Here is a 26,994-nt window from a genome sequence, read left to right on the forward strand (position 1 = left end):
AAACGTCAAATGCTTCATCGTCTGATCTCCTCATGGACCGCAATGGTGAACCGACCAACGATCTCCGATCTCGCCCGCCAAGCCGGCGTCAGTGTTGCCACCGTCGACCGCGTCCTGAACGGTCGGGCGCGTGTTCGCGAAGAGACCACACGACGGGTCTACGAAGCCGCGACGGCGATTGGCTATCATGGCGCCTCGCTTGTTCGTCAACGCATTATGGCGGACGTCAAGCCGGTGACCCTCGGCTTTGTCCTTCTGAAACGGAACGAGCTTTTCTACAATCGTTTCGCGCGCGAACTCGAGACGGCCATCGAAGCAATCGAGAGCGTCCGTGGAACCATTCGGATCGCGTTCGTCGACGAGCAAAAACCCGAGGCATTCGCTGACGCGTTGGAGGGACTGGGGACGCGTTGCGACGCTGTCGCCGCAACCGCCATCGACTGCCCACAGGTGACGCGTACCGCAGCCCGGCTGCGCGAAAAAGGCGTGCCAGTCTACGCGCTGCTTTCGGATTTCGCGCAAGGAATCCGCGAGTCTTACGTCGGATTGAACAACATCAAGGCCGGTCGAACCGCAGCTTGGATGATCTCGAGAACGGCGGCTCAGCCCGGACCTGTCGCGTTCTTTCTTGCTAGTCATCGGTGGCATGGACATCAATTGCGAGAGACTGGCTTTCGGGCGTATTTCCGCGAGAGAGCACCGCAGTTCGAGATTCTCGACACCGTTTTCGATCTCGACACCGTCGACGTGACGCGTGAAGCGACCCTGTCACTGATGGCACGCAAGCCCGATCTGGCGGGCATTTACGTCGCCGGTGGGGGGACGGAAGGCGCGATAGCGGCGTTACGCGAGACCACCTTGAACCCACTGCCGAGCGTCGTCGTCAACGAATTGACCGAAGCCTCGGTCGCGGCATTGGAAGACGGCGTTCTGACCACAGTCATCGGGACGCCGCTTCGCGCCCTGAGTACGGCATTGGTCGAACGCATGGTCGCATCGCTGGATGTCGGCCACTCCGCGATCCCAGGGCAGTATTTTCTGCCATTCGACCTTCATGTTCCTGAAAGCATTTAAGACCTGAGGTGCTCGTGCCCACGATGGCTCCGTCTGCTGACTGAAGGAGCGGAGCCATCGGCAATTTTTGGGCGGTTCACCTTCGGATCGGTGCTTCAAATATAGCTGGCGTTCTCATGAACGCCGCTGTCGGCAACACCGGTGATCATGGAGACGACCTCATTGCCTGTCGTCTTGTCGGCCTCGAGCATGCCAGCGATCTCACCGCGCCTGAACACCCAGATCTTATCGACGAGATTGAACACCTGCCGCAGATTGTGGCTGACCAGAATGAGCGGAATCCGCTTCTGCTTCAACCGACGGATGATATTCTCGACTTGCGTCGTCTCCTGAACGCCCAGTGCCGCGGTCGGCTCATCCATGAGAATGAGCTTCGAGGCAAACGAGGCCGCCCTCGAAATGGCCACGCATTGGCGTTGTCCGCCGGACATATGGCGCAGCGAACTGGAGAGGTTGGGGATTTTGACCCCCGTCGTTTCCAAGGCCGCGATCGAACGCTCCCGCATCTTCTTCTCGTTGACGAAGGCGAATGGCCCGAGCCAGGGAAGGATCTTCTCCTCGCGGCCGAGGAAGATGTTCGACGGAACGTCGAGGTCGTCGGCGAGAGCCAGGTTCTGGAACACCGCTTCGATTCCGGTCTGACGGGCATCGACCGGACTCTCGAACTTCACCGGTTTGCCGTCGAACAGGATCTCTCCCGACGTCGGTACTTCGACACCGGTGATCTGGCGGACGAAGGTCGACTTGCCGGCCCCGTTGTCGCCGACGATCGCCACGTGCTCGCCCTCGTGGAGCACGAAGTTGGCATCGCTCAGCGCACGGACGCCGCCGTAGTGCTTCGTCAGGCCTCGGGTTTCCAGCACCACGCGGCCGCTGCCGGTGTTCAGAGGGCGTTCCGGGCTATTGGTCTTGGCAATGTCAGCTTGCACGGCGCTCACTCCTTATCGATCATTTTGGCGCGCGAGCGCTGGCGATAGATGTCCGCGACCACAGCGGCGACGATGATGACGCCCTTGATCATCTCCTGGTAATAGGCATCGAGCCGCAGGAAGGTGAAACCGGAAAGGATCACGCCAAAGATCAAAGCGCCCAGGACCGTGCCCGGAACGGATCCCCGGCCACCCGACAGCGAAACACCGCCGATGACCGCCATCGCGATCGCATCGAGTTCGTACATGTTGCCGAAGCTCGCCTGCGCGGTCAGATTGCGGGAAGAGATCACGACGGCTGCAAGCGCGGCAAGCATGCCGGCGATCGCATAGACGAGGACGAGATGCCGTTCCACGTTGATGCCGCTCATGCGCGCACCCTGCTCATTTGAGCCGATCGCGTAGGTGTGCTTGCCGTAGACGGTATAGCGCAGCGCGACATGAAACACGATCGCGACGGCCAGGAAGATCAGAACCGGATTCATTCCATCGCCGATCGCGGCGTAAGAGTCGGTCGGAAAGGAAACGGGCTGGCCGCGCGTGTACCATTTCGCGACACCACGCGCGAAGACCATCATGCCGAGTGTCGCGATGAAGGGGGGTATTTTGGTATATGCGATCAAGGCGCCATTGACGACACCCGCCAGGATTCCGCACCCCAACCCGATGGCGATTGGGACGATGACCGGAAGATCCGTCAGGCTTGGGTAAACGGCCCGCGCATAAGTCGATGCCTGTGCGAAGCTCATCGCGATCATCGCCGTTGCGCCGACGAGGGAGCCCGACGAGAGGTCGATGCCGCCGGTGATGATGACCTGGGTCACGCCGACGGCGATGATGCCGACGACGGAGACCTGAAGGATCATGATGGAAAGCCGCTGAGTGTTGAACAGGAAGCTTTCGCCCTGCACGATCCAGCCGAGAATCTCGAAGATCAGCGCGATCGCAACGAGCCCTATAAGGACGTTCATTTCCTGAGGTCGCGAAACGGATTTGCGCGCCGGCTGCGACCGCTTATCGGTTGAAAGGCCGGCCGTCGTCTGCGGCGAACTTGAAATTTCGGTATTCGATGACATCGTTTCGGGTTCCTCCCGGAGGATCTGCAACGAGGGGCGCGATCGTCAGGGACGCAAGCGTCGCCGCCTCATGTGGGAACGCAGTCTTGATCGCAGATCACGGACTTGGACGGCCCGCCGATCCATTCATGATGACGGTCCGGCGGCGGCTAATGTCACGCCGCTGCCGAACCGATTCGAAGTCAGTTCTTCGTCTGAAACTTGGCGACGTTCGCCGGGGTCACCAGCTGGAAGGGGATGTAGACCTTCTGATCGACATGCTCGCCTTTGGCCAGCTTCAACGCCGCGTCGATCGAGGCTTTTCCCTGTCCCGCCGCGTTTTGAAAGACGGTGACGTCGAGGTCGCCGGCTTCCATTGCGGCAAGAGCGTCCTGCGTGGCGTCGATACCACCGACGATGACCTTCTTCATATCCATGCCAGCCGACTTCATCGCCTGGATGGCGCCGATTGCCATCTCGTCATTGTTCGAAATCACGGCATCGAACGGCGTGCTCGTGGACAGCCAATTCTGCATCAGACTTTGCGCCTGGTCACGCGACCAATTGGCGGTCTGCTGGTCGATGATTTTGAGGGTAACGCCGCAGTCGCCAGACTTCATCACGTCATGGATATCTTGGGTGCGCTGGCGTGCCGCCTGATTGGAAAGCTCGCCCATGATCACATAGATATTGGCTTCGCTCTTGCCCTCTTGCTTCAGCAGACGACAGACTTCCTTCGTCTCGAGCGTTCCAGACTCTTTCTCGTCGGATGCGACGAAAGCCTGATTGTCGGGCAAACTGTCCACGTTCACCGGCTGACGATTGACGTAGACGAGGGGGATGCCCGCGCGTTCCGCCTCCTTCGTCATCGCTTGTGTGGCGTCGGTGTCGACCGGATTGACGACGATGGCATTAACGCCGGAAGCGACAAAGTTCTGGATCTGATTGAGCTGCTTTCCGACGTCGTTCTGCGCATCTTCGATCTGCAGATCGACTCCCTTGAGGGTTTTCACGTAATCCTGCATCCCGTTCCGGAGAACGGTGAGGAAGTTGTCGTCGAACTTCGCCATCGAGACTGCGACCGTCTCAGCCATAGCGGTGGTCGTCATCATGGCTGCAAGAGCAGCTGCGAGAAGAGCCTTTTTCATTCATTTCCTCCGCTTTGGGTATCCGGCCGTACCCGTAAAACAAACCGGAATTCAGTGCCGCTCGCCATTGCGGCGCTTCGCCGATCGACGGTCCTCCCAGACCGCTGTGCTCGATCGCGACATAAGGGGAATTGAGAGTTTAAACCGACTGCCGCTGCAAGCCCTCATTGATAAATTCGATAGAATATTCGATCGCCCCTTGAAGGTCGGAAAGTTCGTGAACCTCCCGCGCGAACGGTTCGAACGAATACAAGCCCTGATATCCCGCCCGGTCGAGAGCGACGATCTGCTCGACATTGCCCAGCCGGTCCGTCGCGTCGACAAGAACGCGGTGCTCGTCTTTCATGTCTGCGACAGCGAGAGAGGGATCTGTCACACCTGATATGTGCACGAGGCCCGTCTGTTCGGGAAAGATCGCCGTTTCGCCGGCCAGATGATGGTGGAACGTATCATGCACGAGCTTGAAGACCTCGCGCCCAGCCGTCGCCTCGATCCCGGCGACAGCTTCGCTCTTCAAACGAAGCGAACAGCACTCGAAACCGAGCGGCTCGACGAGACCGATCAAGCCTCGCGCTTGAAGGATCGGCGCAAGCCCGGCGAGGGCTTCTTTCAAATTCGGCAGTCTCTCCGATTCCTCGACACCGGTCCCATCATTCTTCGGAACGAGAACGAGGGCTTGCGCCCCACACGCCTGGGCATAGTCGGCAAGCTCGATCGCTTCGGCCTCTCGTGCCGGCGACCAGGCGTTGAAGCGCTGCAACGCATTGATCGAAACGATCCGCACCCGTGCCGCAGAGGCCAACGCCTTGATCCTGTCGGGGAAGGTCCCGTCCAGGATCGCATTGCCTTCCAAATCGTTTCGAATTTCGACGGCCTCAATGCCGGTTTTTGTGGCAAGGGCGAAAAAGTCTTCAGGGCCGAGCTTTGGCGCTGTCATGTGATTCAAAGCGAAGATAATTGGCACAGCTGACCTGCTGAATGAACACTTGTAGCGGCAATAGTTGCCATCTCGTTTGTGCTTGCACAATCATATCCTGCCTCGATCCTATCATCAATGATAGATATCGCAATCATTAATGCAATTATTTTATCATTGTCCGCTCGAACGGCGCTCCGCTCTGTCTGAAATGGCAGTTGATGCCGTGGAGGATCGATGCCGCGGCATTTTGCTGCCCCCGCCCATTCCGGCGAACACAGGAGCGCATCGCTGTCCTGCGATGTTCGCTCCGAGGCTCGTTGCCGTGTGACAACCACACAAATGGCCCAACAGACACCGTCCCGAGGCCCGTCCAATCCGCCACCACGCTTGCCGGTGTTGGGGACTTCTGGAACTGACCGGAACCAAGATCGTCGTAAAATGCGTTGCGGCCGACAGACCCCTCAATCGGCGTGCCAAGTCTTGACCGGCGACCCTGTCGACGGCCGGGACTGCTCCGCGATCGCCCGTGCCAGCCCAATCAGCCGACGGTCGCTTCCCCGCGGCCCGACCAGCGACAGGCCCACGGGCGCCCCTTCGACCTCGGCCAACGGCACGCTAATCTGGGGCAGCCCGGCATGGCCGGCCAGACAGAGGAGCGAGAGCGCCCGGTTGCGGTAAAGCTCCATCTGCGCGCCCGACGAGCCCAGACGTGGCGCCGCCCCCGGCGCGGTGGGAACCAGCATGACCCCCTCCGGAGCGAGCCGATCCATGATGATCGCAGCGATCCTCGCGCGCAGCGCCCTTGCCGTCGCAATGGCCTCGGGGTGAAGCCGCAGCGCCGCCTCGAACCGCTCTCGCACGCCCGGGCCGAATTCCGGGTTGTTGGCGCGGATCCAGTCACCGAAGACCTCGGCAACCTCCGCTCCCTGCACGATACCGAAGACCGGCTGCAACTCGGCGATCAATGCGGGCGGCAACAGCGCCGACCGGTCGGCTCCGTCGCGATGGCGCGCCAGCGGCACCGCCGCGTCGGGCGCAAGCGCCCAGATATCGTCGGGAGCGATCGACCGGTGCGGGCCCCTCGGAGCCTCCTTTGCAACCGCCTCGGTGATCCCCCCCAGCACCGCGTCGGCGACGCGCGACAGCGTCGCACCATCCCGCGTGAGGAACCCCGGCACGTCGTAGGAGGGCGCCAGCGCCTGCAATCCCACCGCAGGCAGCAAGCCATGGGTCGGCCGCCAGCCCCAGAGGCCGCAGAACGAGGCCGGCAACCGAACCGACCCACCGGTGTCCGAGCCGAGACCGATGTCGGCCAAACCTTGCGCTACCGCAGAGGCGGACCCCGAAGAGGAGCCACCCGGCACACGCTCCGGCGCGGCGGGGTTGAGGGGCGTTCCATAATGGGCATTCTCGCCCATCAGTGAATAGGCCAGCTCATCCATATGGGTCTTGCCCACGGGCCGAGCGCCCTGCCTGATCAGTCGATCCACGAGGGGCGCGGTATCGAGGGCGGGCGGACGCGAGGCCGCCCACAGCGGATGCCCCGAGCCCGCGATCGTCCCCGCCAGTTCGAAATTGTCCTTGATCGCCAGGCGCAGCCCGGCGAGCGGCCCGTCGCCCGCGGGAAAATCGGCGGGGTCGAGCGTCAGAACGAAGGGCGAAGCGGCCATCACACCCCCTCCTCTGCTGGCAGGATCGGCAGGGTCAAGGCGCAGTCGGCGCCCAGCTGCAGGACGATCGTAGTCACCAATGCGGCCTCCGCGGCCGCGGTCACCGGGTCGGCCCCGGTGCCCGGATTGACCGGATGGGCCGGAAAATCCGAGGCGGCGAGCGAGAGGCGCAGCGCCTCGCCCGGCTGCAGAGTGCGGCAGGTGCCGGTCATCGCGATCTTGACCGGGCCGTCGGGCCGTTCGCGCAGGTGCCGGTATCCGCCGCAGAGCGGCGCAACCTTGCCCGAACGCTCAATCACCGACAGGGTCGCCGAAAGGTCAAAGCTCGGCCGGTCGGCCGTGACGCGGAGTGACAGCGCCACCCGCCCCGCCAGGCGGACAGGCGCGTCGAATGGTGCGGTGTCGAAGGTCGCGACATCGCCTCGCGCGTCGGTCTCGCTGCGGTCATGGGGGCCCGGGCCCCGCCCATAGATCGGCCCTGCCGCCGGCGCCGGGCGCCAGGGATCGTGGACGATGATCTCCGAGCCTTGGCCCGGGGCTTCGGCCAGACCGCCATCGCCCGGCCGCGTCGCCGCCCGGCCCGCACCGGTCAGATAGAGCCGGCGCGGGGTCGTGGGCAGCGCGGCGTGGCTCTGCCAGCGGCCGGTGCCCATGTCGAAGAGCCGCACCCGGTCATCCGCCGCAAGGGTGCCCCTGCCTTTGAGCACCGCGTCGAGAAAGGCGATCTGTGCCCGGTCGGTGTCGGTCGCTGCTTCGGGGCCGAAATCCATGCCAGCCAGATGCCGCGTCCAAGGGAAATGCGCCCAGGGCCCGACTTTTAGCCGCAGCGTCGGATCACCGGGCCGGTCGAGGGCTGAGAATCCTGTCAGGGTGGCGCCCAGAAAGCTATCGTACCAGCCGCCGATGAACAGCATCGGCAGACCCCGCGCCCGAAGCCTCGCCACCTGCGCCCCGACCGAGATCATCTGCCAGCGCGGATCGTCGGGCGGGGTGGTCGACCAGGCGGGAAAGTGGCCAGCGGCCTGCGCGCCGACCAGCGCCTCGGGCTGGCCCGGAACCCGGCCGGAAAACAATCCTGGGAGGCCTGCGCGCAGACTGGCATGGGCCGCGCCCTGCCCCGCCCGGCGCGCGCCCTCGACGGCGATCTGGGTGCCCCAGCCGGCCATTTCGGCCAGGTTGAACGCGCCGCCCTGCCAGGCCCAACCCTCGGCCGGATCCCACGGCCCCATCGCCGGGATGAGCGCCGCCAGCGAGGGGCAGTCGCCGGTGGCGGCCAGAAGCTGGTTATAGGCCTGATAGGAAAACCCATACATCGCGACCCGGCCGTCCGAGCCGGGCAGCGCCGCCGCCCATTCCACCGTCTCGGCACCGTCAGCGGCCTCGTCAGCGCCCGGGTCGAACCGGCCCTCGGAGGTGCCGCGCCCGCGCACGTCCTGAACCACCACTAGATAGCCCTGCGCCGCATACCAGGCCGGATGGGCGTAGCAGACAGTGCAGCCGATCCGCCGCCCGTAGGCCTGCCGCTGCAAGAGCACCGGCCAGGGCCCCGGCCCCGCCGGGCGCCAGATATCGGCATCGAGCCGCGTGCCGTCCGCTGTGGTCATCGACCGGGTTTCGGGCGCCAGCACGCCCCCGCCCCCCGCCATGGGCAGATCCGGCAGGCCCAATGGCGGCTGGTCGGGCCTGGTCATGCGCGGTCCTGCGGGAGCGCGTGATCGGGCGCCGTGTTGAACGTCTCCAGAGGAAAGGCGGAAACCTCGCCGATCAGGGTCAGGAGGCGCCCGACCGCGCGGTCGAACACCGCCGCCCCCCGCTCGGCATCCGCTGCCGCGGCATTGCCCGCGGCGCCCGAGGGATGCAGATCCTGCGCCTGCCAGCCAAAGCCCACGGCACCCTCGGGCGTCAGCATTCCGCCGATCTGCTCCAGCGCGACCGACAGCGGCACGAAGTCGCCCGCCTGGTCCATCCCGACCAGATCCGGCCTAAGGTGCAGCATGACGCTGGTTTCCACCTCGCCGCCATGAATGCCGTGGTTCAGCTCATGGTCCGAGAACAGATCATTCATCGGCGTAAAGCGCGACCACGTGGATGACACCGCCAGCATGCCCAGTTCGATCCGCAGGCGCCGGCAGACCATTTCCATCACCTGCGGCTGGCCGCCATGGGAGTTGACGAAAAGGATCCGCCGGCAGCCGGCGCGCCGGACGCTGCGGGCGATCTCGAACCAGTACTCGGCCAAAAGCGGCCCGGGGATGGTCAACGTGCCGGGATAGGCCAGATGTTCGTCGGACTTGCCCACCGCCGACAGGGGCAAGACCAGCGCGGGAAAGTCGGGATCCATCCGCTCCACCGCCGCCCGGATCAACCGGTCGCAGATCTCGGCGTCGACGCGGACCGGCAAGTGGGGTCCGTGCTGTTCGGTCGCCCCGACCGGAAACACTGCCACCACCTGCGACAGGTCCAGCGCCGCGAAGTCGGCCGTGGTCAGATCGCTCCACCAATGGGATTTCAAGGTCATCTCGTCCTTTCGCTACGGCAGAGCCCCGGCATGCCACAGGCGGCAGAGGGGCAAGTGGGAGGAATCAATGCGTGTCGGCCATCAGCGAGACATGGGCGGCGACCACCTTCCACCCGTCCGCGGTCAGGATCCAGGTCTGGCTTTGCCGGCCCAGACTGCCCCCGGCGCGGCGGAAGATCAGGTTGCACACGCCGAGGTCGGGGCCAAAAGTGACGATGTCGCGCCGCACCACCTCCCGCGCGGGAGAGCCGCCGGGGCGGGCCTTGCGGAATGCCCGGATCTCGTCGATGCCATGCAGGTTCTCGCCCACGCCATAGCGCAAGGTCAGCGGGCTGTCCCAGAACAGCGCATCCATCTCGTCGAGCCGATTGTCCCTGAGCGCCGTCTCATAGGCATCGCAGGCCGCGGTCAGGTTGGCCAGGGTCTCGTCGTCGTTCACGATCATCATGCCTCCTTTCCCACCGGTCGCGGCGCTGACCGCGTGCTCATCATGCCCGGGGATCCCGCATCAGGACCGGTTCGGGCCGCCAGAGCCGAACCCGCCCGCCCCGCACCACCCCGGTGACCGGGGCATTGCGGCGGATGGCCTCCGCCTCGGTCCGGGCGGCCAAAAGCACGAATTCCGCGCTCTGACCGACCGCGATGCCCGGCGCGGCCAGCCCGGTGATCTCTTGCGCGGCGGACGAGATCATCCGCCATACGCCGGCCAGCGCGGTCTCGCTCCCCAGCTGGTCGAGATGGGCGTAATACTGCGCCATGCGCAAAAGCGCGGCGTCACCGAATGGGGTGAACGGATTCTCGACATTGTTGGTCGCCAAGGCGACGGTCGCGCCGAGCCCGGCAATCTCGGCCGCCGGCGCCATGCCGCGGGGGCGCATCGGGCCCTGCCCGGCGGCGTTGAGGAAACTGTCGGTCGCAGGCAGCACCACCAGCCCGACGCCTGCGCGGGCCATGGCGCGCGCCAGCTCCTGGCGTTGCGCCTCGGGAAAAGACGCGAACTTGGTGGCATGGCCGACGGTCACCCGCCCCTGCCAGCCGCGTGCCTCGGTCTCGGCCAGGATCACCGGCAGGATCGTGCCCTCCGGATCAAGGTCGAAATCCGCATGGAAATCGACATCGACGTCGAACTGCTCCGCCAGGTCAAAGATCGCCCGGACATGAGCCGGCGGGTCGGTATCGGTATAGGGGCAGCCGCCCACCAGATCGGCCCCCGCCGCCAGCGCCTCGGCCAGAAGCGCCAGCGTCTCGGGTTCCTGCGTCAGTCCTTCTTGCGCGAAGACGCAGACCTGCACCTCGATCAGGTCGGCAAAATCGCGGGCCAGCTGCAAGACCCCTTCGAAAGCGCGCAGCCCCACGCGGGGGTCGACCTCGGCAAAGCTGCGCATGCGAAGGGTGCCCGCGCGCACCGCCATCTCCAACACCTCGGCGCCGCGGGCGTGCACGTCCTCGGCCGTAAAGCCCGCCTTGGCCGCCGCGGTCAGTCGCACCGCCTCGGAAAGCGTGCCCTCGCAGATCGGACAGCGACCGAGGATCAGCGCCTTGTCCAGATGAACATGCGCATCGGTGAAGCCCGGCACCATCAGCGCGCCTTGCGCGTCCAGCACCTCCGCCCCGTCGGTATCGACCTCGGTCTCCAGCGCGGCAATACATCCGCCCTCGACCCGCACCGACAGGCCGGCGCGCCCGTCGGGCAGCCGCAGATTGCGGATCACGAAGGGCGCGTCATTCGCCAGCAAGACACATCTCCGCCACCGCTCGTTCCTCTTCCGCGAGCCAGCGCGCCATGGCGTCAGGCACCACGACTCCGGGCGCGGTCAGGGCCTCCAGCTGCGGCATGATCTTGTCGATCTGCTCGTCGAAAAGCCGCCGGGTCACCGCCTGTACCAGTCGCGGCGTGCCATGAAGGAAGGCCGCGATCGACACCGAAGCAAAGCTGCCCATGCTCATCGCCGACAGCTGATTGAAGGCCAGCACCCTGTCGATCCCCGGCGCGCTGCCCGGGGTCCGTTCCGTAAAGGCATAGTCGTCGAGCCAGGGGAAATCCAATTTGGGGCTGCGTTCCTCGCCCGCCGGCGGGGTGAAGCGATCGCGCCACAGCGCGGCCTCCTCGCGCAACCGCGAGAGCTCCGGGCGCAGCGCCATGTTCACCCCCACCCCGGTCGCGGCAAAGAGGTGGTCGAAGCCCCAGAGCCGCCGCGGCGTGCGCAGCGCGATCTCACTGCCCGTCCAGGACAACGCCTCGATCCCCGATCCAACGTGAATCTTGAAGTTCTCGAACGTGCAGGCCCGGTGAAAGTGATGCGCCGCAGGGGCCTGACGCAGCCCCCCGACATAGGACGAGATCTGCCACTTGACCTCGGGCGGAATGCGCGCCGCATGAACCAGGAAGCCGCCGGTCTCGAACCAGCGCAGCACGTCGCGCAGCGGCAGCTCGGGGCGGCGGATCAGCATGTCGACCCGTTCGGCCCCGGCGTCGAGCGCCGTCACCGCCATGTCGAAGGCCGCAGCTCCCGCGCCCAGCACCGCAACGCGCTTGCCACTCAGATGGCGCTCGTCAAAAACGTCCGCAGAATGGTTCCAGACATGCCGCGGCAGGTTCTCAGACACGATCCCGGGTGTGACCCAGGCTCCGCCGCCCTCCATCCCCGTGGCCAGCACCAGAAGCCGCGCGCGCATCGTGCCGCCGCCGGCCAGCGACAGGCTCACCCCATCGGCGTCATAATCGATTCGCTCGACCCGCGTGTCGTTGCGGATTTCGAGCCCCGCGAAGCTGCGGAACCAGCGCAGATAATCCATCCAGATCGTGCGCGGCACGCCGCCCATCGCGTCCCAGGCAGGCTGGCCCAGCCGCGCCACCGTGTAAGCCTCGATCGACAGGGACGGAATGCCTCCCTCGATCCCCGTGGTTTCCTTGGGAGAGCGGATCTCGTAATTGCGGGCATAGGTTTCCCAGACGCCTTCGCACCCGGCCGGACTGGCGTCGAGCAGGACGACATTGGTGACGCCGTGACGTTTCAGCCCCCAGCCCGCGGCAAGTCCGCTCTGCCCGGCGCCGAGGATCACCACGTCGGGCATCTCCGGCCCCTGCCCCGGGGCGGGTAGAACCCAAGGCCGGGTCGCAAAGCGCATCATCTCGATATCGCGGCGGATTTGTGCGGCCAGCGCATCGAGGCGCGCCTCAGCCTGAGGGTGATTTTGTAGCATCGCTCTTCCCTTGCGGGGGCGGGCAGACGCGCCCGCCGAGCCCAAAGCTACCGGCCTCTTAGGACAAAGGGACAGCGCAGAATAAGGCGCGCATCGTTGCCTATCGGGCAACGGCGCCCGCCGCCCACACACGGGCGGGCCCGGCAGGCCCCCAACGGCGAGATCGACCACGGGCGCGGCGGCGGAAACGGGCAGCGCCAGGCGTGATCTCTCGGTTGAATTGGAGGAAGCAGGCTGCCAGGCTTAGGCGTCGGCCACGCGCCAGACCTCCAGCTTTTCGGAGAACAGCGGCAGCGCGGCGGTCAGCCGCTGCAAGAGCACCGCCGCGGCATTGGACCGGCCCTGGCTCATCTGCGTCCAGAGGACGATCTGCATCTTGGGCGTCGCCCGGCCTGAAAGCGGAACGAAGACCAGATCGCCGCGGCCAAGGCGCTCCATGATCCCCACCGGACTGCGCACCGCGAGGCCAAGGCCCGCCAGCACGAGGTCCAGCGCACTATCGGAGGTGTTGATCTCGATGAACGGCCGGTGGCGACCGCCTTCGGTGAGGATATGATTGACCGGCCCGCCGCCGCCATAGCCGGCGCTGCCAAGCACCATCCGTTCCCCCGCCAGATCCGACAGCGTCACACTGGCGCGGCTGGCCAGCGGATGATCGGGGCGCATGATCGCGCCGGTAGGGATCGGCAGCGCCGCAATCCGGCGGATGTCGGACCGGGTCGGCGGATCCACCGACAGGCCGATGTCGGCCTCTCCATCGGCCAAACATTCCATGACCTTGGCGGCCTCCTGCATGATCAGCGAGTAGGAGATCCCGGGATATTCCTTGGAGAACTTCGCCAGCTCAGGCCCGAAAAAATCGCGCGCGATGCCGTCTTCCAGCGCAATCCGCACATGGCCCCGGCGCAATCCGCGCATGTCGTCGATCTGCGCGATCGCCTTGTCCAGATCGCGCTGCAGGTTGCTGATATAGCCGTAGAGAACCTCACCCGCCGCGGTCAGTTTGACCCCGTCGGCCACCCGGTCGAACAGCCGCACCTGCAGCTGATCCTCCAGCTTCAGGATCTGCCGATTCACCGCCGAGGGCGCGATCGACAGGAAATCCGAGGCCTGACGCATCGACCCGGCGCGGGCGGCTTCGGCAAAGTAGCGCAGCGCCACCAGGTGGACATGAACGAAACTCTTGGGCATCGACCTTCTCTTTCCAGTTCGCGGAAAAGATATAGGCCGAGATGCAGATTGGGCGCCAGGCGGCATCGCCGGTTCCGCCACACATGGCCACTTCGCGCGTTTTAGCGCGTCCGGCGGCTCAACGCCCATTTTTCGCCCGCGGCGGTGATGCCGTAGAAGGCCAGCGCCAGCAGACAGGCCAGCGTCGCCGCCGCCCAGACATCGGCGACGCGGTAGCCCTGGCCGTAGGAGATGATCAGGTAACCGAGCCCCTGGTCCGAGGCCAGCCACTCGGCCACCAGTGCCGAGACGATCGACGAGCAGGCCGAGAGCTTCAAGGCGGTGAACATGAAGGGCAGCGCCGCAGGCAATCGCACCTTCCAGAACAGCTGTTCGGGGCTGGCCGAATAGCTGAGCATCAGCTCCTGGACATCCGCATCGACGTTGGAAAAGCCGCGATAGGCGTTCACCAGCATCGGAAAGAAGCTCAGAAAGGCCGCGATGAAGATCTTCGGCGCCATGCCGTTGCCCATCCACAGCATCAGTACCGGCAGGATCGCCACCACCGGCACCGCCTCCATCAAGATGGTCAGCGGAAAGACGGCGCGCTGCAACGCGCCGAAGCGGATGAACAGCGCGGCAGTCGCCAGTCCTGCCAGGCTGCCCAGCACAAAACCCGACACCGCTTCGGTCAGGGTGATCAGCCCGTTCGACAGAAGCGTCGGTGCCTCGGTGATCAGCGCGGTGACGATCTGCACCGGCCCGGTCAGCACCAGCTTCGATACCATCCCGGCCTCGATCACCCCCTGCCAGACGACCAACACCGCCAAGCCAAAGGTCACCGGCAACACCACGCGGTGCATCAGTTGCGCCATTTCAGACCTCCGTCGCCTGTTGGGTCCAGCGCCCCGCCAGACGCTCGGCCAACAGGATCAGCCCCAGCAGCGCCAGCGTCATCAGCGCTGCGGAAAAGATCGCGGCCCACATCAGCGGCAGGCGGAAATACTGGCCCGAGACCATCACCAGATAGCCCAGTCCGGCATTGGCCGCGATCCACTCGGTCACCAGCGCGTTGACGAAGGCCGTCGAGGCCGCGACCTTGAGCGCGGCAAAGAGATATGGCAGCGCCGAGGGCAGCTGGACCTTCCACAGGATCTGCGTGGGGCTGGCCGAAAGACTATACAACAGCTCCATCCGATCGGGATTTGACCGCTCCAGCCCGCGCATCATGCCAAGGAAGACCGGGAAGTAGGTGGTCACCGACACGATCACCATGACCGGCACGATGCCGCGCCCGACCACGATCACCAGGACCGGGGTAAAGACGATCAGCGGCAGCGCCCGGCTGGCCAGCGCGTAAGCGTAGAGCGTCTGCCGCAACGGCGCGACCAGCGTCATCACCATCGCCGCGGCCACGCCGAGGACGGAGCCAATCGCGCACCCCCCCAGCGCCTCGGTCGCGGTGACCTGGGCATGTTTCAAAAGGACGGCGCGCGAGACATCGAATTCGTGCAACACGGCACCTGGACCGGGCAGCAGCCAGCGCGGCAACAGGCCGGTCGCCGCGCTCCAGCCCCAAATCGCGACCAGCGCCGCGACCAGCACCACGGGCGGCAGGATCCGCGCGCCGCGCCCCATCCACAGCTCACGCGTCATGGTGCAACGCCCGCCGCAACATCAGCTCATAATGGCCAAAGCGCGGATCCTCTCGCGTTGCGGGCGTGCGATGCTGGCCGAGATCAACATCGATCACCTGCGAGATCCGGCCTGGACGCGGCGTCATCACCACCACCTTGTCCGACAGGATCACCGCCTCGGCGATCGAGTGGGTGACCAGGAAGAGCGTCGCCCCCGTCTCTTCGAGGATCCGCAACAGCTCGAAATGCAGCCGATCGCGGGTGATCTCGTCCAGCGCGCCGAAGGGCTCGTCCATCAACAGAAACCGCGGACGCAGGGTCAGCGCCCGTGCGATCGCCGCGCGTTGCCGCATGCCGCCCGAAAGCTCGGCCGGCAGGCTTTTCTCGAAACCTTTCAGCCCGACCAGAGCCAGACTTTCGGCGGCCCGCTCCAGCCGTTCGGGCTTCGATGTACCGGCGATTTCCAGCCCCAGCGCGACATTATCGATCACCGTGCGCCACGGCAGCATGGTGGAGCCCTGCTGCACCAGCGCATAGACTCGGTTGGCGCGCGCTTCTGCCGGAGTGAGGCCGTAATGGCTGGCCGTGCCGGAGGTCGGCTGAACGATGTCGGCAAACACCCGCAGCAGCGTGGATTTCCCGCAGCCAGAGGCACCGATCAGCGCCGCCCGCGTGCCGCGCGGAATGTTCAACGACACGTCCTTGAGCGCATCGATCACCTGGGTGCCGCGCCGAAAGGTGACGCTCACCCCTTGGGCCACGAGGCCCGCGGCGCCGGTCGCCTCGCTCGCGGTGTCTGCCCTGGTCAAGCTGGCGGCGCTGGCTGACGTCATGCCGGATGTTCTCCTCTCTGAAAACGGGCCACGAATGGCGCGGCACACCGCGCATGTCTCGCAGCCGTTCTGAGGCTAGCGGCGCGACACCGGTCGGCACAAACACCATTTGGTGGGTAGGCTATTGCCCAACAGGCAACACCGACATGCGCTCGCCGCCTTGCCCTGTCGGAGAATTGGCAGGGTGGCGTTGCGCCCCCGGCAACGGTTGAAGCTTTTCAATCGCTTAGCGGACGCGAACACGGCGCGACACCCGCGCCTTGACGCTTGCGCCGCAAGCCGGGCGGCGCATGATCAGGCACCGTCCAAGGCACCGCAAGAGGGAGCAACACATGCATGGCCGACACTTCCAAGGCCCCGAAATGACGCCGGCCACCCGCCAGAGCCTGGACGACCTGCTGGCGCGGATGCCGGCGTTTGGCAGCGAATTCGCGCTGACCTTCGCCAACCATGCGCCGATGGTTCTTGTGGCGCAAGCGCGGATGGGCGGCAGCCCGGCACAGATGCAGCGCTTTTTCGACTTCTACAGCGGCTACAAAAGGCTCCTTCCGTTCCAGGACTGCGCCTTTGATATCGCTCCCGACGACTGGCAGGCGTATCTCGGCGAGCGTCGCGCCGAAGGCGCCTACCGACGGCTGTTTGACGCCGAGATGGCGGCGCTGGGGCGCGCGGCACTGCTCGCCCGCTGGCTGCCGCGGCTGGCGCCGGGGATCGGCGCCTCGGCCTTTCACGGGCTGATGCGCACGGCTTACGGAGTGATCGACGACAACGATGCCGAGATCGTGCTGGGCCTGGCCTATTGGTGCGCGACCTGGCTGATGATGCCCGCCCGCACCGGCACCGCCGCACTGACGGACGACCCGGCGGCGGTCCTCGCCCACGCGGGATCCATTCCGGCGATGCACGGTCAGCCGGTGCATCCGCTGATCTGGCACAACATGCGCCAGAGTTTTGGTCTGCCGGGGTTCGAGACCGCCGGTGACTGGCTGGCGATCAACGACACGGCCTGCGCGCGCTGCGCCGCTGCCTCGATCGCGCTTTTTGCCGCGACACAGGATTTTTGCGCCCTGCACGCGGTGACCGGGATGCATTGGATCCGCGTCCTTGCCCCCTATCACGGCGCCACGCCCGAGATGGTGCGCTGCTTCTGGGCCGGGGTGGCCGCGCTGATGAACGAGATGGGCTATCCCGCTCTGCCCGCGCCCGCCACGCTGGACCGCTGGCGCAGCCTGCCCTGCCCCGACTGGCCCGAGATTTTTCACGCCGCCTGCCAGAGCCTTGACGAACACGACCTCAGCCTGACCTTCAGCGCCCAGCAGGAGGAGGCGGTCTATGGCGACCCGCTCTACCGCCGGGCCGCCGCCCGCCGGCTGGGCCTGATTGCGGAGATGACGGCATGAGCACGCCGCAAAAGGCCGAAAGCTGCCTGGTCGAAGCCGACACCGTTCTGGTCGGGCTGAAGCCCGATGGCAGCATGGACCTGCGCCACGACGTGGCGCTCCACGTGCATGAAGGGGTGATTGCCCAGATCGGCCCACTGCGCGGCATGATGGGCGGCAACGAAGATCTGCCAAGATATGGCGGCCGCGGCACCATCGTGATGCCCGGGATGACCAACGCACACCACCATTTCGGGATCACGCCGCTGATGGCCGGGGTGCCGTTCGAGCCGCTGGAATTCTGGCTGCCGCAATTTCGCATGATGCGCCCGGTGGGGGCGCGGCTGGATACGCTCTATTCGGCCATCGAGATGCTGGAGTCCGGGGTGACCACCGTTCACCACATCGCCAGTGCTTTGATCGGCGGCCCCGACGACTGGGACGGCCAGGCCGACGCCGTCATCGCCGCCTATGGCGAGGCCGGGATGCGGGCCGGCTGGTCGGTCATGCTGCGCGACCAAAACATCCTCGCCTATGACGGCGACGACGCGCTGCTGGCGGCGATGCCCGAGGCCGCGCGCAGCTGGTTCGCGCCGCGGCTTTACCCGCGCAACGGCAGCACCGCCGCCTATCTCGACTTTCACCACCGCTTGGCGCGGCGCCATGCCGCAAACCCGCATTTGCGGGTGAACTATGCGCCGGCCAACCTGCACTGGTGCTCCGACCCGCTGCTCGAAGCGCTGGGGGCTGCCGCCCGCGACAACGGCGCGCGGCTGCACATGCATCTCGTGGAGACCGAGCGGCAGGCGATCTATGCCCGCGAACGCTTCGGCTGCTCCGCGGTCAGACACCTGGAACGCCTCGGCTTTCTCGGCCCGCACACGACCTTCGGCCATGGCAATTGGCTGGAGCCGGGCGACGCGGAAATCCTCGGGCAGTGCGGCTGCACGCTCTGCCACAACGCTTCATCCGGGCTGCGGCTCGGCAGCGGGCGGGCGGATATCGCGACGGCACTCAAGGCGGGCGTGGGGTTTGCGCTCGGAATCGACCAGTCGAACATCGCCGACGATCGCGACATGCTGCTGGAAATGAAGCTCGCCTGGGCTTTGCACCGCGGCACCACGATGTTCGGTCCGCGCGTGCCCGAGGCTGAGATCCTGCGTGCCGTCACCGAAACCGGGGCGGAAACCGCGGGCTTCGGCGGATGGACGGGCCGGGTCGAATGTGGGATGCGCGCCGATCTGGTGCTGCTCGACCGCGCCCGGGTGGAACGCCCCTTCACCGACCCGCGCACCCCACCCGAGGCGCTGGTGCTGCACCGCGCGACCAAGGATGCGGTCCAAATGGTGCTGGTCGACGGCCGTCCGGTGGTGAAGGACGGCAAGGTCTGCCTTTTCGACCGCGACGCGGTGCTGGAGGAAATCCGCGTCAAGCTGACCGCGCCGCCCAGCGCGGCAGAGGTCGAGGCCGCCGCGATGGTCAGCGCCGCGATGCCGGCGATCCGGGCGCATTACGCGCGCTACGCCTGACGCACCGTCCGGGCCCGCTCCGGCGACCCCGCACCCGTGAACGAAGCAAATGACAAACGCCCCGGTCCATCGCGGAACCGGGGCGTTTTCTTGAGACGCGGGCGCTTACGGCACCGCCACAGCGGCGTTCGAACCAAAGCCGAGAGGGAAAGGGCCGAGAGGTCATTTCCCTTTGATCGGCGGTATTACTGTTTGAAGGTACCGACGGCCTTGAGGATCTCGTCGGTCAACATCGGCGTCGGATCCACCACCTTATCGGTCAGGCCGGCCAGCTTGTCGTTCTCGGCCGTTTCCTTCCAGGTCGCGAGATTCAGCGACATGAAGCCGTCTTGCTTGGTCAGCGGACTGGTCATGTAGCCGACCATCGCCTTGGCCTGGTAGATCTGCTGGTCCATGTCGAGACCGTCATAGAAGCCGCCGTTGACGATGAATTGGGCCGCCGCGGTCGGATCCTTGAAGAACACCTTCCAGGCCTCGAGCTCGGCCTTCAGGTATTTCTTGAGGATCTCCTTGTTCTTCGGATCGGCGAGGTACGAAGCCTTGACGAAGTAGGAATCCGACTGGCCGTTCATGCCCCAGTCGCCGAGGCTGATCACGTTGACCGGCACGCCGGCATCCTCGATCTGGCGCGGCTCGTTGAAGGCGAAGGTGGTGATCATGCAATCCACCCGGCCGGCGATGATCTGCGACACGTCGTTCGGGCCGATTGCGGTGGTCTTCAGGTCGCTCTTCTTGATGCCGTTCTTGCTGAGAAACAGGTCGGCGAAGGCCTGGGCGTTCTGCTTGACCCCCAGCGTATGACCGGGCAGGTCCGCGGGCTTGGTCACCCCGGAATCCTTGCGGCAGGTCATCGCCAGCGGCGTGCGCTGGAACTCCCCGGCGATCACCTTGAACTTTTCGCCCTTGTCCTGCCCCGCGAGGATCAGCTCCGGGTTGGAGATGCCGATCTGCGCGGTCCCGGCCGAGACCATCTGCACGCCGTCGACGCCAACGCCCGCAGGCACCAGCGTCACGTCCAGCCCCTCTTTCTCGAACAGGCCCTTGGCCTTGGCATAGACAGGACCAAAGCTCTCGACGTTGGGGATGTAGCCCAGAACGACGGTCAGCTTGGTCATGTCCTGCGCATTGGCCGAACCGGTGTTCATGCCGGCGGCAAGAGTAGAGGCAAGCAAGGTGAGGCGGATGGTGGCTTTCATGGCGGGGCTCCTGGCGGGAAGGAAACGGAGGTTTTTCAGGGTTTCTCCGTTGACCTCACACGATAGGCCGGCCTCGACCCGGCCTCCTATCGCCAATTTCGAAGCGTTGCGACCACCATACGGCAACGCCCAAGCCGCCGAGCCGAGTCTCGTCATGACCGTGATCGGGTCCAGGCGGCCGCGAAATTTTGCGCCCGGGGGAGGGCAGACATGGACTGTCCGGCCGACGACGGCCGACCCACCGCGATGAGCCCACCGCAGGGAAACTGCGCCGGCCGCCGCGATGAGGCGGGCAGGGCGTTCGAAGCCGGTGGCGCACAACCGCCTGGCAAGCGCGGCACAGGCCTTACCGCGAGGGCCTTACAACGAGCGCAGGCGCGGGCCTGCCATGACCCCGGCCGAGCCCGCATTTGAAGACCCCTTGGCAAGGCGATCGGCGAGGGCGTCGAGGTCTGCAAGTTGGTCGAGGGTGAAGGCGAGAACCGGCCGGCGCCCGGCCATGTCGATCGCGACGTCGAAACCGCTCAGCTCGCGAAAACGCCGCTCCCAGGCAAGAATGGCCTCGCTCTTCGGCTCAGAGTCTTCGGCATCGCCATTGGCGCTGCGGGCCTTCGATTTCGCCGGCTTAGCGTGACGATAATCAGCCGGCTTATCATCCAGCGCGGCGTCCTCTCCATCCGGATTTCGCGCTAAGGCCTCGGCCTCGCGGACCGACAGGTTTTCCGCGACGATGCGCTTGGCCAGCGCCAGCGGATCAGCCGCGGTCACGACCGTGCGCGCGGCGCCGGCGGACAAAATGCCCTGTTCGACCATCGCCCGCACCTCCGCCGGCAGCTTCAAGAGCCGCAGCGTATTCGCCACGTGACTGCGGCTTTTGGCGAGGATTTCGGCGAGATCGGCCTGGGTATAGCCATGCTCGTCGATCAGCGCCTGATAGCCCTGGGCCTCTTCGATCGCGTTCAGATCCGCGCGCTGGACGTTTTCGATGATCGCGATCTCCAGCGACTGGCGATCATTGATCTCGCGCGTCACCACCGGGACGTCCCGCAATCCGGCGAGCTGGGCGGCGCGCAGGCGGCGCTCGCCGGCGACCAGCTCGAAATGGCCATCACGGCCGGGCAGGGGACGCACCAAAAGCGGCTGGACGACGCCATGGTGGCGGATCGACGCCGCCAGCTCCTCCAGCTCGTCCTGGCGAAAGGTGCGGCGCGGATTGTGCGGGTTGGGCGTGATGCGGATGATCGGCACCTGGCCCTCCGCCTGCACGGTCGGGGTCGCCGGCTGCTGGGAATCGAAGCCCGGAACCGGCCGCGCCGGCGCGGCAACGCCCGATCCGATCAACGAGGCGAGGCCCCGTCCCAATCTCTGGCGCGATCTATCTTCGCTCATTGATCTTTTCCCTGTTGTGCCTGACGCCCCGTCGCCGTCCGGTTCGCTCGCCTGTCTATCGCCGCCCGGCGCGGCCACCCGTTCTGCCCGCCGCGCGCTGCCTGCCGGCTCTGCCGCCAGGATCGCCCGAGGCGGCCGACCCGGCGATAAATCGCTTCCGCCGCTAAGCGGCCACCAGCCGGCGCTCGCGACGGATCACCTCGGAGGCCAGTTGGATATAGGCCTGACTGCCCGGGCATTTCATATCGTAAAGGATCGCCGGCTTGCCGAAGGACGGCGCCTCGGAGACCCGGACATTGCGCGGGATCACCGTGTCATAGACATGCTCGCCCATATAGGAGCGCACGTCGCGCATCACTTGGGCGGCAAGATTGTTGCGGCTGTCATACATGGTCAGGACAATGCCATGCAGGCCAAGCATCGGATTGAGGCTGTCGCGCACCTGCTCGACGGTCTGCAAGAGCTGCGACAGGCCTTCGAGGGCGAAGAATTCGCATTGCAGCGGTACCAGGATCGCGTCCGCCGCGGCCATGGCGTTGATCGTCAGCAGGTTCAGCGAGGGCGGGCAGTCGATCAGCACGAAATCGTAGTCCGCCTGCTCCTCCTGATGAAAATGCAGGGCGTCGCGCAGGCGATAGGCGCGGCCATGGACACCGGAAATCTCCATTTCGAGGCCAAGCAGATCCATCGTCGAGGGGATGATCGACAGATTGGGCACGACGGTCTGCATCGCCGCCGTGCTGATCGACGCGGTCTCGCGCAACACGTCGTAGGAAGAGAATTCGCGGTCGTCCTTGTCGATGCCGATGCCGGTCGAGGCGTTGCCTTGCGGATCGAGATCGATCAGCAGGGTCCGCTTGTCGATGGCGGCCAAGGCGGTGGCGAGATTGATCGCCGTCGTCGTCTTGCCGACGCCACCCTTCTGATTGGCGATGGTGATGATCCGCATTCGCTTTTTGGCTGCCACGTCCATCGACTGAAATCCAAGGTTACCTGACGGCCCGTCGAGACAGTCGGTCGCCTCGCCGCTGGACCCAACTCAAGACTCGAGGCGGCGAACGCGTGGCGCCAGATATCAGGTCAGTCCGCGCGCGCCGCGAGATCGGCAAGCTCCAGAATGACCGAATCATCCTCGAGCGCTGATCTGTGAATTAACATGGTGAATCGCCAATGGGCAGTCGCGGCGTCAATTTCCTGTTCATGACTGCGGCCTTTGGCGAAAAAACATCGTGTTTCACGTGAAATATGCGGGGCGACCATGGCCAGCAAGTCGGCGAGGGGCGCGAGTGCCCGGGCGGTGACGATGTCGGCGCGGGCGATCCTTGCGCCCGCCGTTTCGATCCGGATCGGGTGAACCCGTCCGGTAACGCCCATCTCGCGCTGGGCGGCGGCAAGAAACGCCGCCTTTTTGTGGCTCGACTCCACCATGTCGACGGCTGCGTCGGGTCTGCAGGCGGCAATGACCAGTGCCGGCAGCCCGCCGCCCGAGCCGAGATCCACCACTTGGGAAAACTTTGGCAGCCGCGCTTCGAGGCTCATTGCATCGGCGACATGCCGCCGCCAGACGTCGCCGATCGTCGAGGGCGCGACAAGATTAAACCGCGCCTGCCACTCGGTCAGCAGACGGACATAGATGTCGAGCCGCTGCATGGTTTCACGTGAAACGTCATAATGCGACAGAAACCACGCGCGACCCTCGGATTGCTGCGCTGCAACATCAACAGGCGAGGGCGACTTGGCACCACTCCTCCTCCGCGTGCCTGCGGCCGGCCTCGGCCGAGCCGCGCGATCGTCGTCGCGCTTGTCACCATGCCGCTCGTGAAAGCGCCCACCCGGCCGGTCACGCCGCATCGGCGAGCCCCCGGCGGCGAAGGGCGACGAGCACCAGGGCCAGCGCCGCCGGCGTCATGCCGTCGATCCGCTCGGCCTCGGCGATGCTTGACGGCCGGCGCGCTTCGAGCTTCTGCCGAAGCTCGTTGGACAGGCCGGGGATCGCACGATAATCGAGATCGGCCGGAAGCTCTCGGGCTTCGTCCTTGCGCAGCCGCTCCTGATCCTTGCGCTGGCGATCGAGATAGACGTCGTAGGCTGCCTCGATCCGCACCCGTTCAAGCGTCTCACCGCCGATCTCTGGCAGCTGCGGAAACACCGCGGCAAGCTGATCGGGCGTGATCGCCGCTTGGGCCAAAAGCTGCCAAGCGCTGCGCCGACGGCCATCCTGATTGAGGGTAATGCCATGCCGGGCGGCCTCCGGCGGAGTGAGGGTGACGGCTTCGAGCGCGGCGCGGGCCGTGAGAAACGCCTGCTCGCCCGCCTCGAACCGCCGAACCCGCTCGGTCGAGACGATGCCAAGGCCGATCGCCAGCGGCGTCAGCCGGCGATCGGCATTGTCGGCCCGCAGCGACAGGCGGAATTCGGCCCGCGAGGTGAACATGCGATAAGGTTCGGTGACGCCGGTGCGGGTGAGATCGTCGATCATCACGCCGATATAGGCGTCGGCCCGGCCGATCACGATCGGCTCGGCGCCGCCGGCGAGCCGCGCCGCATTGAGGCCGGCGACGAGCCCCTGCGCCCCGGCCTCCTCATAGCCGGTGGTGCCATTGATCTGGCCGGCGAGAAACAGCCCCGACGCCTTGCGCACAGCAAGGGACCGATCCAGCTCGCGCGGGTCGACATGGTCGTATTCGATCGCATAGCCGGGCTTGAGAATGCGCACTGTTTCGAGCCCCGGGATCGAGCGCAGGAACGCCGTCTGCACATCTTCGGGCAGCGACGTCGACAGACCGTTCGGATAGACCGTGTCGTCGTCGAGACCCTCGGGTTCGAGAAAGATCTGATGGCCGTCGCGCTCGCCGAATTTGACGATCTTGTCCTCGATCGAGGGACAATAGCGCGGGCCAACGCCCTCGATCTGGCCGGAATAAAGCGCCGAGCGATGAAGATTGTCGCGGATGATCGCGTGGGTCGCCGGCGTCGTGCGGGTGATGCCGCAATCGATCTGCGGCGTTGTGATCCGCTCGGTGAGAAAGGAAAAGGGCACCGGCGCCTCGTCCGGCCGCTGCCGGTCGAGGCTCGCCCAATCGATGGTGGCGCCATCAAGCCGCGCCGGCGTGCCGGTCTTGAGGCGGCCAAGGCGCAGGCCGAGCCGGCCGAGCGTGGCAGAGAGGCCGAGCGAGGGCGCTTCGCCCATGCGGCCCGCCGGAATCGTTTGATCACCAAGATGGATCAGCCCGCCCAAAAACGTGCCCGTCGTCAACACCACCGCGCGGCAGGCGATCTGTCGTCCATCGGCGAAAACGACGCCCGCGATCGCACCGGCGTCATTCAGGCTGAGATCGAAGACATCGCCCTCAACGACGCTGAGGCCATCGGTTTCGCCGATCAGCGCCTGCATCGCAGCGCGATAGAGTTTTCGGTCGGCCTGGGTGCGCGGCCCCCAGACGGCCGGGCCCTTGCGCCGGTTGAGCATGCGGAACTGGATGCCGCCACGATCGGCGGCGAGCCCCATCAGCCCCCCCAGCGCATCGATCTCGCGCACCAGATGGCCCTTGCCGATCCCGCCAATCGCCGGGTTGCAGCTCATCGCGCCGATGGTGTCCGCCCGGTGGGTGACCAGCACCGTCGCCGCTCCCGCCCGCGCCGCCGCACTCGCCGCCTCGCAGCCCGCGTGGCCACCGCCCACCACGACCACGTCGCAGGCAGCGGGGAGGGCAGACGGGATAAGGGATGAAGGATCGCTCATGGCTGCGAGATCGGGTTAACGGATGTGGGTTGCAAGGGCTGGTGTTGGGTGGCGGCGCGCTGGCGTGGATGCCGCAGACTGCGGCGCGGGTTCGCAACGCCATCGGCTCTTTGAGCGCTGCTATAAAAGAAACCGCGCTTGGGGACAATGATCGGACTTGGGGAGTTGATCCTTCCAAAGACACCGTTCATTTGGTCCATTGGCAGGGCCAATTGTGCCGCTGGAAATGCACCTCTGTTGCCTCGGGAACCAAAGCCATCAGCGGCATTTGCGATCCGCTCGGCAGCACACGGTTGCAGCACTCCGTTATGAGCGGCGATCGACCCGTACAAGGCAGCGAAGAGAACCGGCAATCTGGCTTCGAGATCCGGTCGCTCCTGTGGCGCCATTGCGATGCTGGACTTGCCCGAGCGCGGCGCACCGTTCAGCACAACGATCCAGCCGATCCCCGCTCAACCATTGGACCCGCCCCCTTCACCTCGACACATCGGCATCGTCCGAACGCGTTGGCCCATGGGCGGCCCTGGCCGGCCGCGGTTCCATCTCAAAAATTCGGGGCAGATCGAAAAAAGCGATGACGCGTCGAGCCAGAGCTGGATCTCCCTCGATCACCACGCCGACGTCTGAGGGCGCGGCCCGGCCATAAAACACGGCGGCCATCACCGGGCCGGACGGTGCGGTGAAGCGCAGATCGGCTGGGACGGTCTCTCCCCGCTCGATCGCGATCTCGCCGTCTTTCAGACATGCCGTGAACCGCACTGTCCCGATCGCGAAGACGACGACAGCCGACAGATCGCGGGCTGCCGCCCTGTCCAGCATCGTTCGCAGCGAGAGCATGAAGGAGACCGGCGAAAGCGGCAGTCTCGGATCATGCAGCGGCGAGGCGGCCGCCCAGCGGCCGAGCTCCAGGAGGATCGGCTCGGCGGCATAACCCCATTTCGTCAGTTCGTAGAGCCGAGCCGGCGTCGGCTCCGGGACGGTGCGCCGAACCAGCACCCCGTAAGCCTCCAATCCGGCCAGGCGTTCGCTGAGAACTTTGGCGCTGATCCCGGGCAGATCCGCGCGAATGTCGGAAAAGCGTCGCGGGCCCAACATCAACTCGCGCATGATCAGCAACGACCAGCGCTCGCCGATGAGTTCGAGCGCGAAGGCCGCCCCGCAGGCATCGCCATACCACTTGCCATGCGGACCATTATCGGATTTAGTTACTTTTTGTGATTCCATAGTGGTATTTTGTAACTCAAGCCGGGTCATCTGTCCACGGCGATGACTGAGGAGGAACCTGACATGAATCCGATGATTTTCATCAACCTGCCCGTTGCTGACCTCGACCGCGCCAAAGCCTTCTACGCGGCCATCGGCTTCACCAATGACCCGAAATTCACCAATGACAAGGCCGCCTGCATGCGGCTCTCGGATACCATCCACGTCATGCTGCTGACCCACGACTTCTGGGCGACCTTCACCGACCGGCGCCGCGTCGACGCGCGGGCCGAGGCGCAGGTGCTTCTCGCCATCAGCCGAGCCGGCAGAGCGGCCGTAGATGAGATAACGGAGGCTGCGGCGCATGCGGGGGGCACCGCCGATCCTTGCCCAAGACAG

General features: G+C 65.6%; 23 protein-coding genes and 1 pseudogene. 4 read left to right on the forward strand and 20 right to left on the reverse strand.

The genetic code is table 11. The features are described 5' to 3' along the window. The first annotated feature begins 42 nt into the window (after positions 1-42). Positions 43-1,074: a LacI family DNA-binding transcriptional regulator gene (locus J1C48_RS16925; RefSeq protein ID WP_207259240.1), complete on the forward strand. Its 1,032-nt coding sequence runs from the start codon at positions 43-45 to the stop codon at positions 1,072-1,074. A 95-nt stretch (positions 1,075-1,169) separates the two neighbouring features. Here J1C48_RS16925 and J1C48_RS16930 read toward each other — a convergent pair whose 3' ends face one another. The 14 genes from J1C48_RS16930 to J1C48_RS16995 form a co-directional block, all read right to left on the reverse strand. Beyond that, complete coding sequence (locus tag J1C48_RS16930; protein WP_207259241.1) at positions 1,170-1,961, reverse strand: ATP-binding cassette domain-containing protein; 792 nt, start codon at positions 1,959-1,961, stop codon at positions 1,170-1,172. Between the two features lie 47 nt (positions 1,962-2,008). After that, positions 2,009-3,079 (reverse strand): ABC transporter permease, encoded by a 1,071-nt coding sequence (locus J1C48_RS16935; protein WP_207259190.1) that lies wholly within the window; start codon positions 3,077-3,079, stop codon positions 2,009-2,011. Between the two features lie 182 nt (positions 3,080-3,261). Then, positions 3,262-4,206 carry a sugar ABC transporter substrate-binding protein gene (locus J1C48_RS16940; protein WP_207259191.1) on the reverse strand — a complete coding sequence of 315 codons (945 nt, stop codon included), beginning with the start codon at positions 4,204-4,206 and terminating at the stop codon, positions 3,262-3,264. Between the two features lie 139 nt (positions 4,207-4,345). Beyond that, positions 4,346-5,143, reverse strand: coding sequence for a TIM barrel protein (locus J1C48_RS16945; protein ID WP_207259192.1), 798 nt, complete (start codon positions 5,141-5,143; stop codon positions 4,346-4,348). A 443-nt stretch (positions 5,144-5,586) separates the two neighbouring features. After that, entirely contained in the window at positions 5,587-6,795 is a 1,209-nt protein-coding gene (locus tag J1C48_RS16950; RefSeq protein WP_207259193.1) for an amidase, read from the reverse strand. Then, positions 6,795-8,486 carry a CocE/NonD family hydrolase gene (locus tag J1C48_RS16955; RefSeq protein WP_231081859.1) on the reverse strand — a complete coding sequence of 564 codons (1,692 nt, stop codon included), beginning with the start codon at positions 8,484-8,486 and terminating at the stop codon, positions 6,795-6,797. Before J1C48_RS16955 ends, J1C48_RS16950 begins: the two co-directional genes overlap by 1 nt. Continuing rightward, positions 8,483-9,313: a creatininase family protein gene (locus J1C48_RS16960; protein WP_207259194.1), complete on the reverse strand. Its 831-nt coding sequence runs from the start codon at positions 9,311-9,313 to the stop codon at positions 8,483-8,485. Before J1C48_RS16960 ends, J1C48_RS16955 begins: the two co-directional genes overlap by 4 nt. Positions 9,314-9,377: 64 nt before the next feature. Further along, positions 9,378-9,761, reverse strand: coding sequence for an oxalurate catabolism protein HpxZ (gene hpxZ / locus J1C48_RS16965; RefSeq protein WP_343217707.1), 384 nt, complete (start codon positions 9,759-9,761; stop codon positions 9,378-9,380). A gap of 40 nt (positions 9,762-9,801) precedes the next feature. Then, positions 9,802-11,049: an amidohydrolase family protein gene (locus J1C48_RS16970; protein ID WP_207259195.1), complete on the reverse strand. Its 1,248-nt coding sequence runs from the start codon at positions 11,047-11,049 to the stop codon at positions 9,802-9,804. After that, a complete protein-coding gene (locus J1C48_RS16975; protein ID WP_231081858.1) occupies positions 11,036-12,388 on the reverse strand; it encodes an NAD(P)-binding domain-containing protein in 1,353 nt (450 codons plus the stop codon). The genes J1C48_RS16970 and J1C48_RS16975 overlap by 14 nt, the downstream gene beginning before the upstream one ends. Positions 12,389-12,760: 372 nt before the next feature. Further along, positions 12,761-13,708, reverse strand: a complete 948-nt coding sequence (locus J1C48_RS16980; RefSeq protein ID WP_207259196.1) for a LysR family transcriptional regulator — start codon at positions 13,706-13,708, stop codon at positions 12,761-12,763. A 101-nt stretch (positions 13,709-13,809) separates the two neighbouring features. Continuing rightward, a complete protein-coding gene (locus J1C48_RS16985; protein WP_207259197.1) occupies positions 13,810-14,562 on the reverse strand; it encodes an ABC transporter permease in 753 nt (250 codons plus the stop codon). Position 14,563: 1 nt separating this feature from the next. Beyond that, a complete protein-coding gene (locus tag J1C48_RS16990) occupies positions 14,564-15,343 on the reverse strand; it encodes an ABC transporter permease (protein WP_207259198.1) in 780 nt (259 codons plus the stop codon). Continuing rightward, the gene (locus J1C48_RS16995) at positions 15,333-16,157 is read right to left on the reverse strand and encodes an ABC transporter ATP-binding protein (RefSeq protein ID WP_207259199.1); all 825 of its coding nucleotides are present in this window, start codon (positions 16,155-16,157) and stop codon (positions 15,333-15,335) included. The genes J1C48_RS16990 and J1C48_RS16995 overlap by 11 nt, the downstream gene beginning before the upstream one ends. Positions 16,158-16,519: 362 nt before the next feature. On the opposite strand from J1C48_RS16995, the gene J1C48_RS17000 reads away from it, so the two are divergent. After that, positions 16,520-17,557, forward strand: coding sequence for a questin oxidase family protein (locus tag J1C48_RS17000; protein ID WP_231081857.1), 1,038 nt, complete (start codon positions 16,520-16,522; stop codon positions 17,555-17,557). A 74-nt stretch (positions 17,558-17,631) separates the two neighbouring features. Further along, complete coding sequence (locus J1C48_RS17005) at positions 17,632-19,065, forward strand: amidohydrolase family protein (protein WP_207259200.1); 1,434 nt, start codon at positions 17,632-17,634, stop codon at positions 19,063-19,065. A 185-nt stretch (positions 19,066-19,250) separates the two neighbouring features. Here J1C48_RS17005 and J1C48_RS17010 read toward each other — a convergent pair whose 3' ends face one another. The 6 genes from J1C48_RS17010 to J1C48_RS17035 all read right to left on the reverse strand — a co-directional run bounded on the left by J1C48_RS17010 (position 19,251) and on the right by J1C48_RS17035 (position 26,646). Then, positions 19,251-20,261 carry an ABC transporter substrate-binding protein gene (locus J1C48_RS17010; RefSeq protein ID WP_207259201.1) on the reverse strand — a complete coding sequence of 337 codons (1,011 nt, stop codon included), beginning with the start codon at positions 20,259-20,261 and terminating at the stop codon, positions 19,251-19,253. Between the two features lie 360 nt (positions 20,262-20,621). Beyond that, positions 20,622-21,650 carry a ParB/RepB/Spo0J family partition protein gene (locus J1C48_RS17015; protein WP_207259202.1) on the reverse strand — a complete coding sequence of 343 codons (1,029 nt, stop codon included), beginning with the start codon at positions 21,648-21,650 and terminating at the stop codon, positions 20,622-20,624. A gap of 163 nt (positions 21,651-21,813) precedes the next feature. Next, positions 21,814-22,623, reverse strand: coding sequence for a ParA family protein (locus tag J1C48_RS17020; protein WP_425523520.1), 810 nt, complete (start codon positions 22,621-22,623; stop codon positions 21,814-21,816). A 107-nt stretch (positions 22,624-22,730) separates the two neighbouring features. Then, positions 22,731-23,501, reverse strand: a complete 771-nt coding sequence (gene rsmG, locus J1C48_RS17025; protein WP_207259203.1) for a 16S rRNA (guanine(527)-N(7))-methyltransferase RsmG — start codon at positions 23,499-23,501, stop codon at positions 22,731-22,733. Next, positions 23,491-25,371, reverse strand: a complete 1,881-nt coding sequence (gene mnmG / locus J1C48_RS17030; RefSeq protein ID WP_425523521.1) for a tRNA uridine-5-carboxymethylaminomethyl(34) synthesis enzyme MnmG — start codon at positions 25,369-25,371, stop codon at positions 23,491-23,493. Before mnmG ends, rsmG begins: the two co-directional genes overlap by 11 nt. A gap of 495 nt (positions 25,372-25,866) precedes the next feature. Beyond that, entirely contained in the window at positions 25,867-26,646 is a 780-nt protein-coding gene (locus tag J1C48_RS17035) for a winged helix-turn-helix transcriptional regulator (RefSeq protein WP_343217708.1), read from the reverse strand. A 42-nt stretch (positions 26,647-26,688) separates the two neighbouring features. On the opposite strand from J1C48_RS17035, the pseudogene J1C48_RS17040 reads away from it, so the two are divergent. Further along, positions 26,689-26,991 (forward strand): annotated as a pseudogene (locus J1C48_RS17040) (VOC family protein); the annotation flags it as partial. Positions 26,992-26,994 lie beyond the last annotated feature (3 nt).

Origin of the sequence: Jiella flava, assembly GCF_017349315.1 — a bacterium.
In the GTDB taxonomy this organism is placed as follows: domain Bacteria; phylum Pseudomonadota; class Alphaproteobacteria; order Rhizobiales; family Rhizobiaceae; genus Jiella; species Jiella flava.

Coding starts and splice junctions, on each gene's coding strand:
- J1C48_RS16925 (WP_207259240.1), top strand. CDS start 43: ATGGTGAACCGACCAACGATCTCCGATCTCGCCCGCCAAGCCGGCGTC.
- J1C48_RS16935 (WP_207259190.1), bottom strand. CDS start 3,079: ATGTCATCGAATACCGAAATTTCAAGTTCGCCGCAGACGACGGCCGGC.
- J1C48_RS16940 (WP_207259191.1), bottom strand. CDS start 4,206: ATGAAAAAGGCTCTTCTCGCAGCTGCTCTTGCAGCCATGATGACGACC.
- J1C48_RS16945 (WP_207259192.1), bottom strand. CDS start 5,143: ATGACAGCGCCAAAGCTCGGCCCTGAAGACTTTTTCGCCCTTGCCACA.
- J1C48_RS16950 (WP_207259193.1), bottom strand. CDS start 6,795: ATGGCCGCTTCGCCCTTCGTTCTGACGCTCGACCCCGCCGATTTTCCC.
- J1C48_RS16955 (WP_231081859.1), bottom strand. CDS start 8,486: ATGACCAGGCCCGACCAGCCGCCATTGGGCCTGCCGGATCTGCCCATG.
- J1C48_RS16960 (WP_207259194.1), bottom strand. CDS start 9,313: ATGACCTTGAAATCCCATTGGTGGAGCGATCTGACCACGGCCGACTTC.
- hpxZ (WP_343217707.1), bottom strand. CDS start 9,761: ATGATGATCGTGAACGACGACGAGACCCTGGCCAACCTGACCGCGGCC.
- J1C48_RS16975 (WP_231081858.1), bottom strand. CDS start 12,388: ATGCCCGACGTGGTGATCCTCGGCGCCGGGCAGAGCGGACTTGCCGCG.
- J1C48_RS16980 (WP_207259196.1), bottom strand. CDS start 13,708: ATGCCCAAGAGTTTCGTTCATGTCCACCTGGTGGCGCTGCGCTACTTT.
- J1C48_RS16985 (WP_207259197.1), bottom strand. CDS start 14,562: ATGGCGCAACTGATGCACCGCGTGGTGTTGCCGGTGACCTTTGGCTTG.
- J1C48_RS16990 (WP_207259198.1), bottom strand. CDS start 15,343: ATGACGCGTGAGCTGTGGATGGGGCGCGGCGCGCGGATCCTGCCGCCC.
- J1C48_RS16995 (WP_207259199.1), bottom strand. CDS start 16,157: ATGACGTCAGCCAGCGCCGCCAGCTTGACCAGGGCAGACACCGCGAGC.
- J1C48_RS17000 (WP_231081857.1), top strand. CDS start 16,520: ATGACGCCGGCCACCCGCCAGAGCCTGGACGACCTGCTGGCGCGGATG.
- J1C48_RS17005 (WP_207259200.1), top strand. CDS start 17,632: ATGGACCTGCGCCACGACGTGGCGCTCCACGTGCATGAAGGGGTGATT.
- J1C48_RS17010 (WP_207259201.1), bottom strand. CDS start 20,261: ATGAAAGCCACCATCCGCCTCACCTTGCTTGCCTCTACTCTTGCCGCC.
- J1C48_RS17015 (WP_207259202.1), bottom strand. CDS start 21,650: ATGAGCGAAGATAGATCGCGCCAGAGATTGGGACGGGGCCTCGCCTCG.
- J1C48_RS17020 (WP_425523520.1), bottom strand. CDS start 22,623: ATGGACGTGGCAGCCAAAAAGCGAATGCGGATCATCACCATCGCCAAT.
- rsmG (WP_207259203.1), bottom strand. CDS start 23,501: ATGCGGCGTGACCGGCCGGGTGGGCGCTTTCACGAGCGGCATGGTGAC.
- J1C48_RS17035 (WP_343217708.1), bottom strand. CDS start 26,646: ATGACCCGGCTTGAGTTACAAAATACCACTATGGAATCACAAAAAGTA.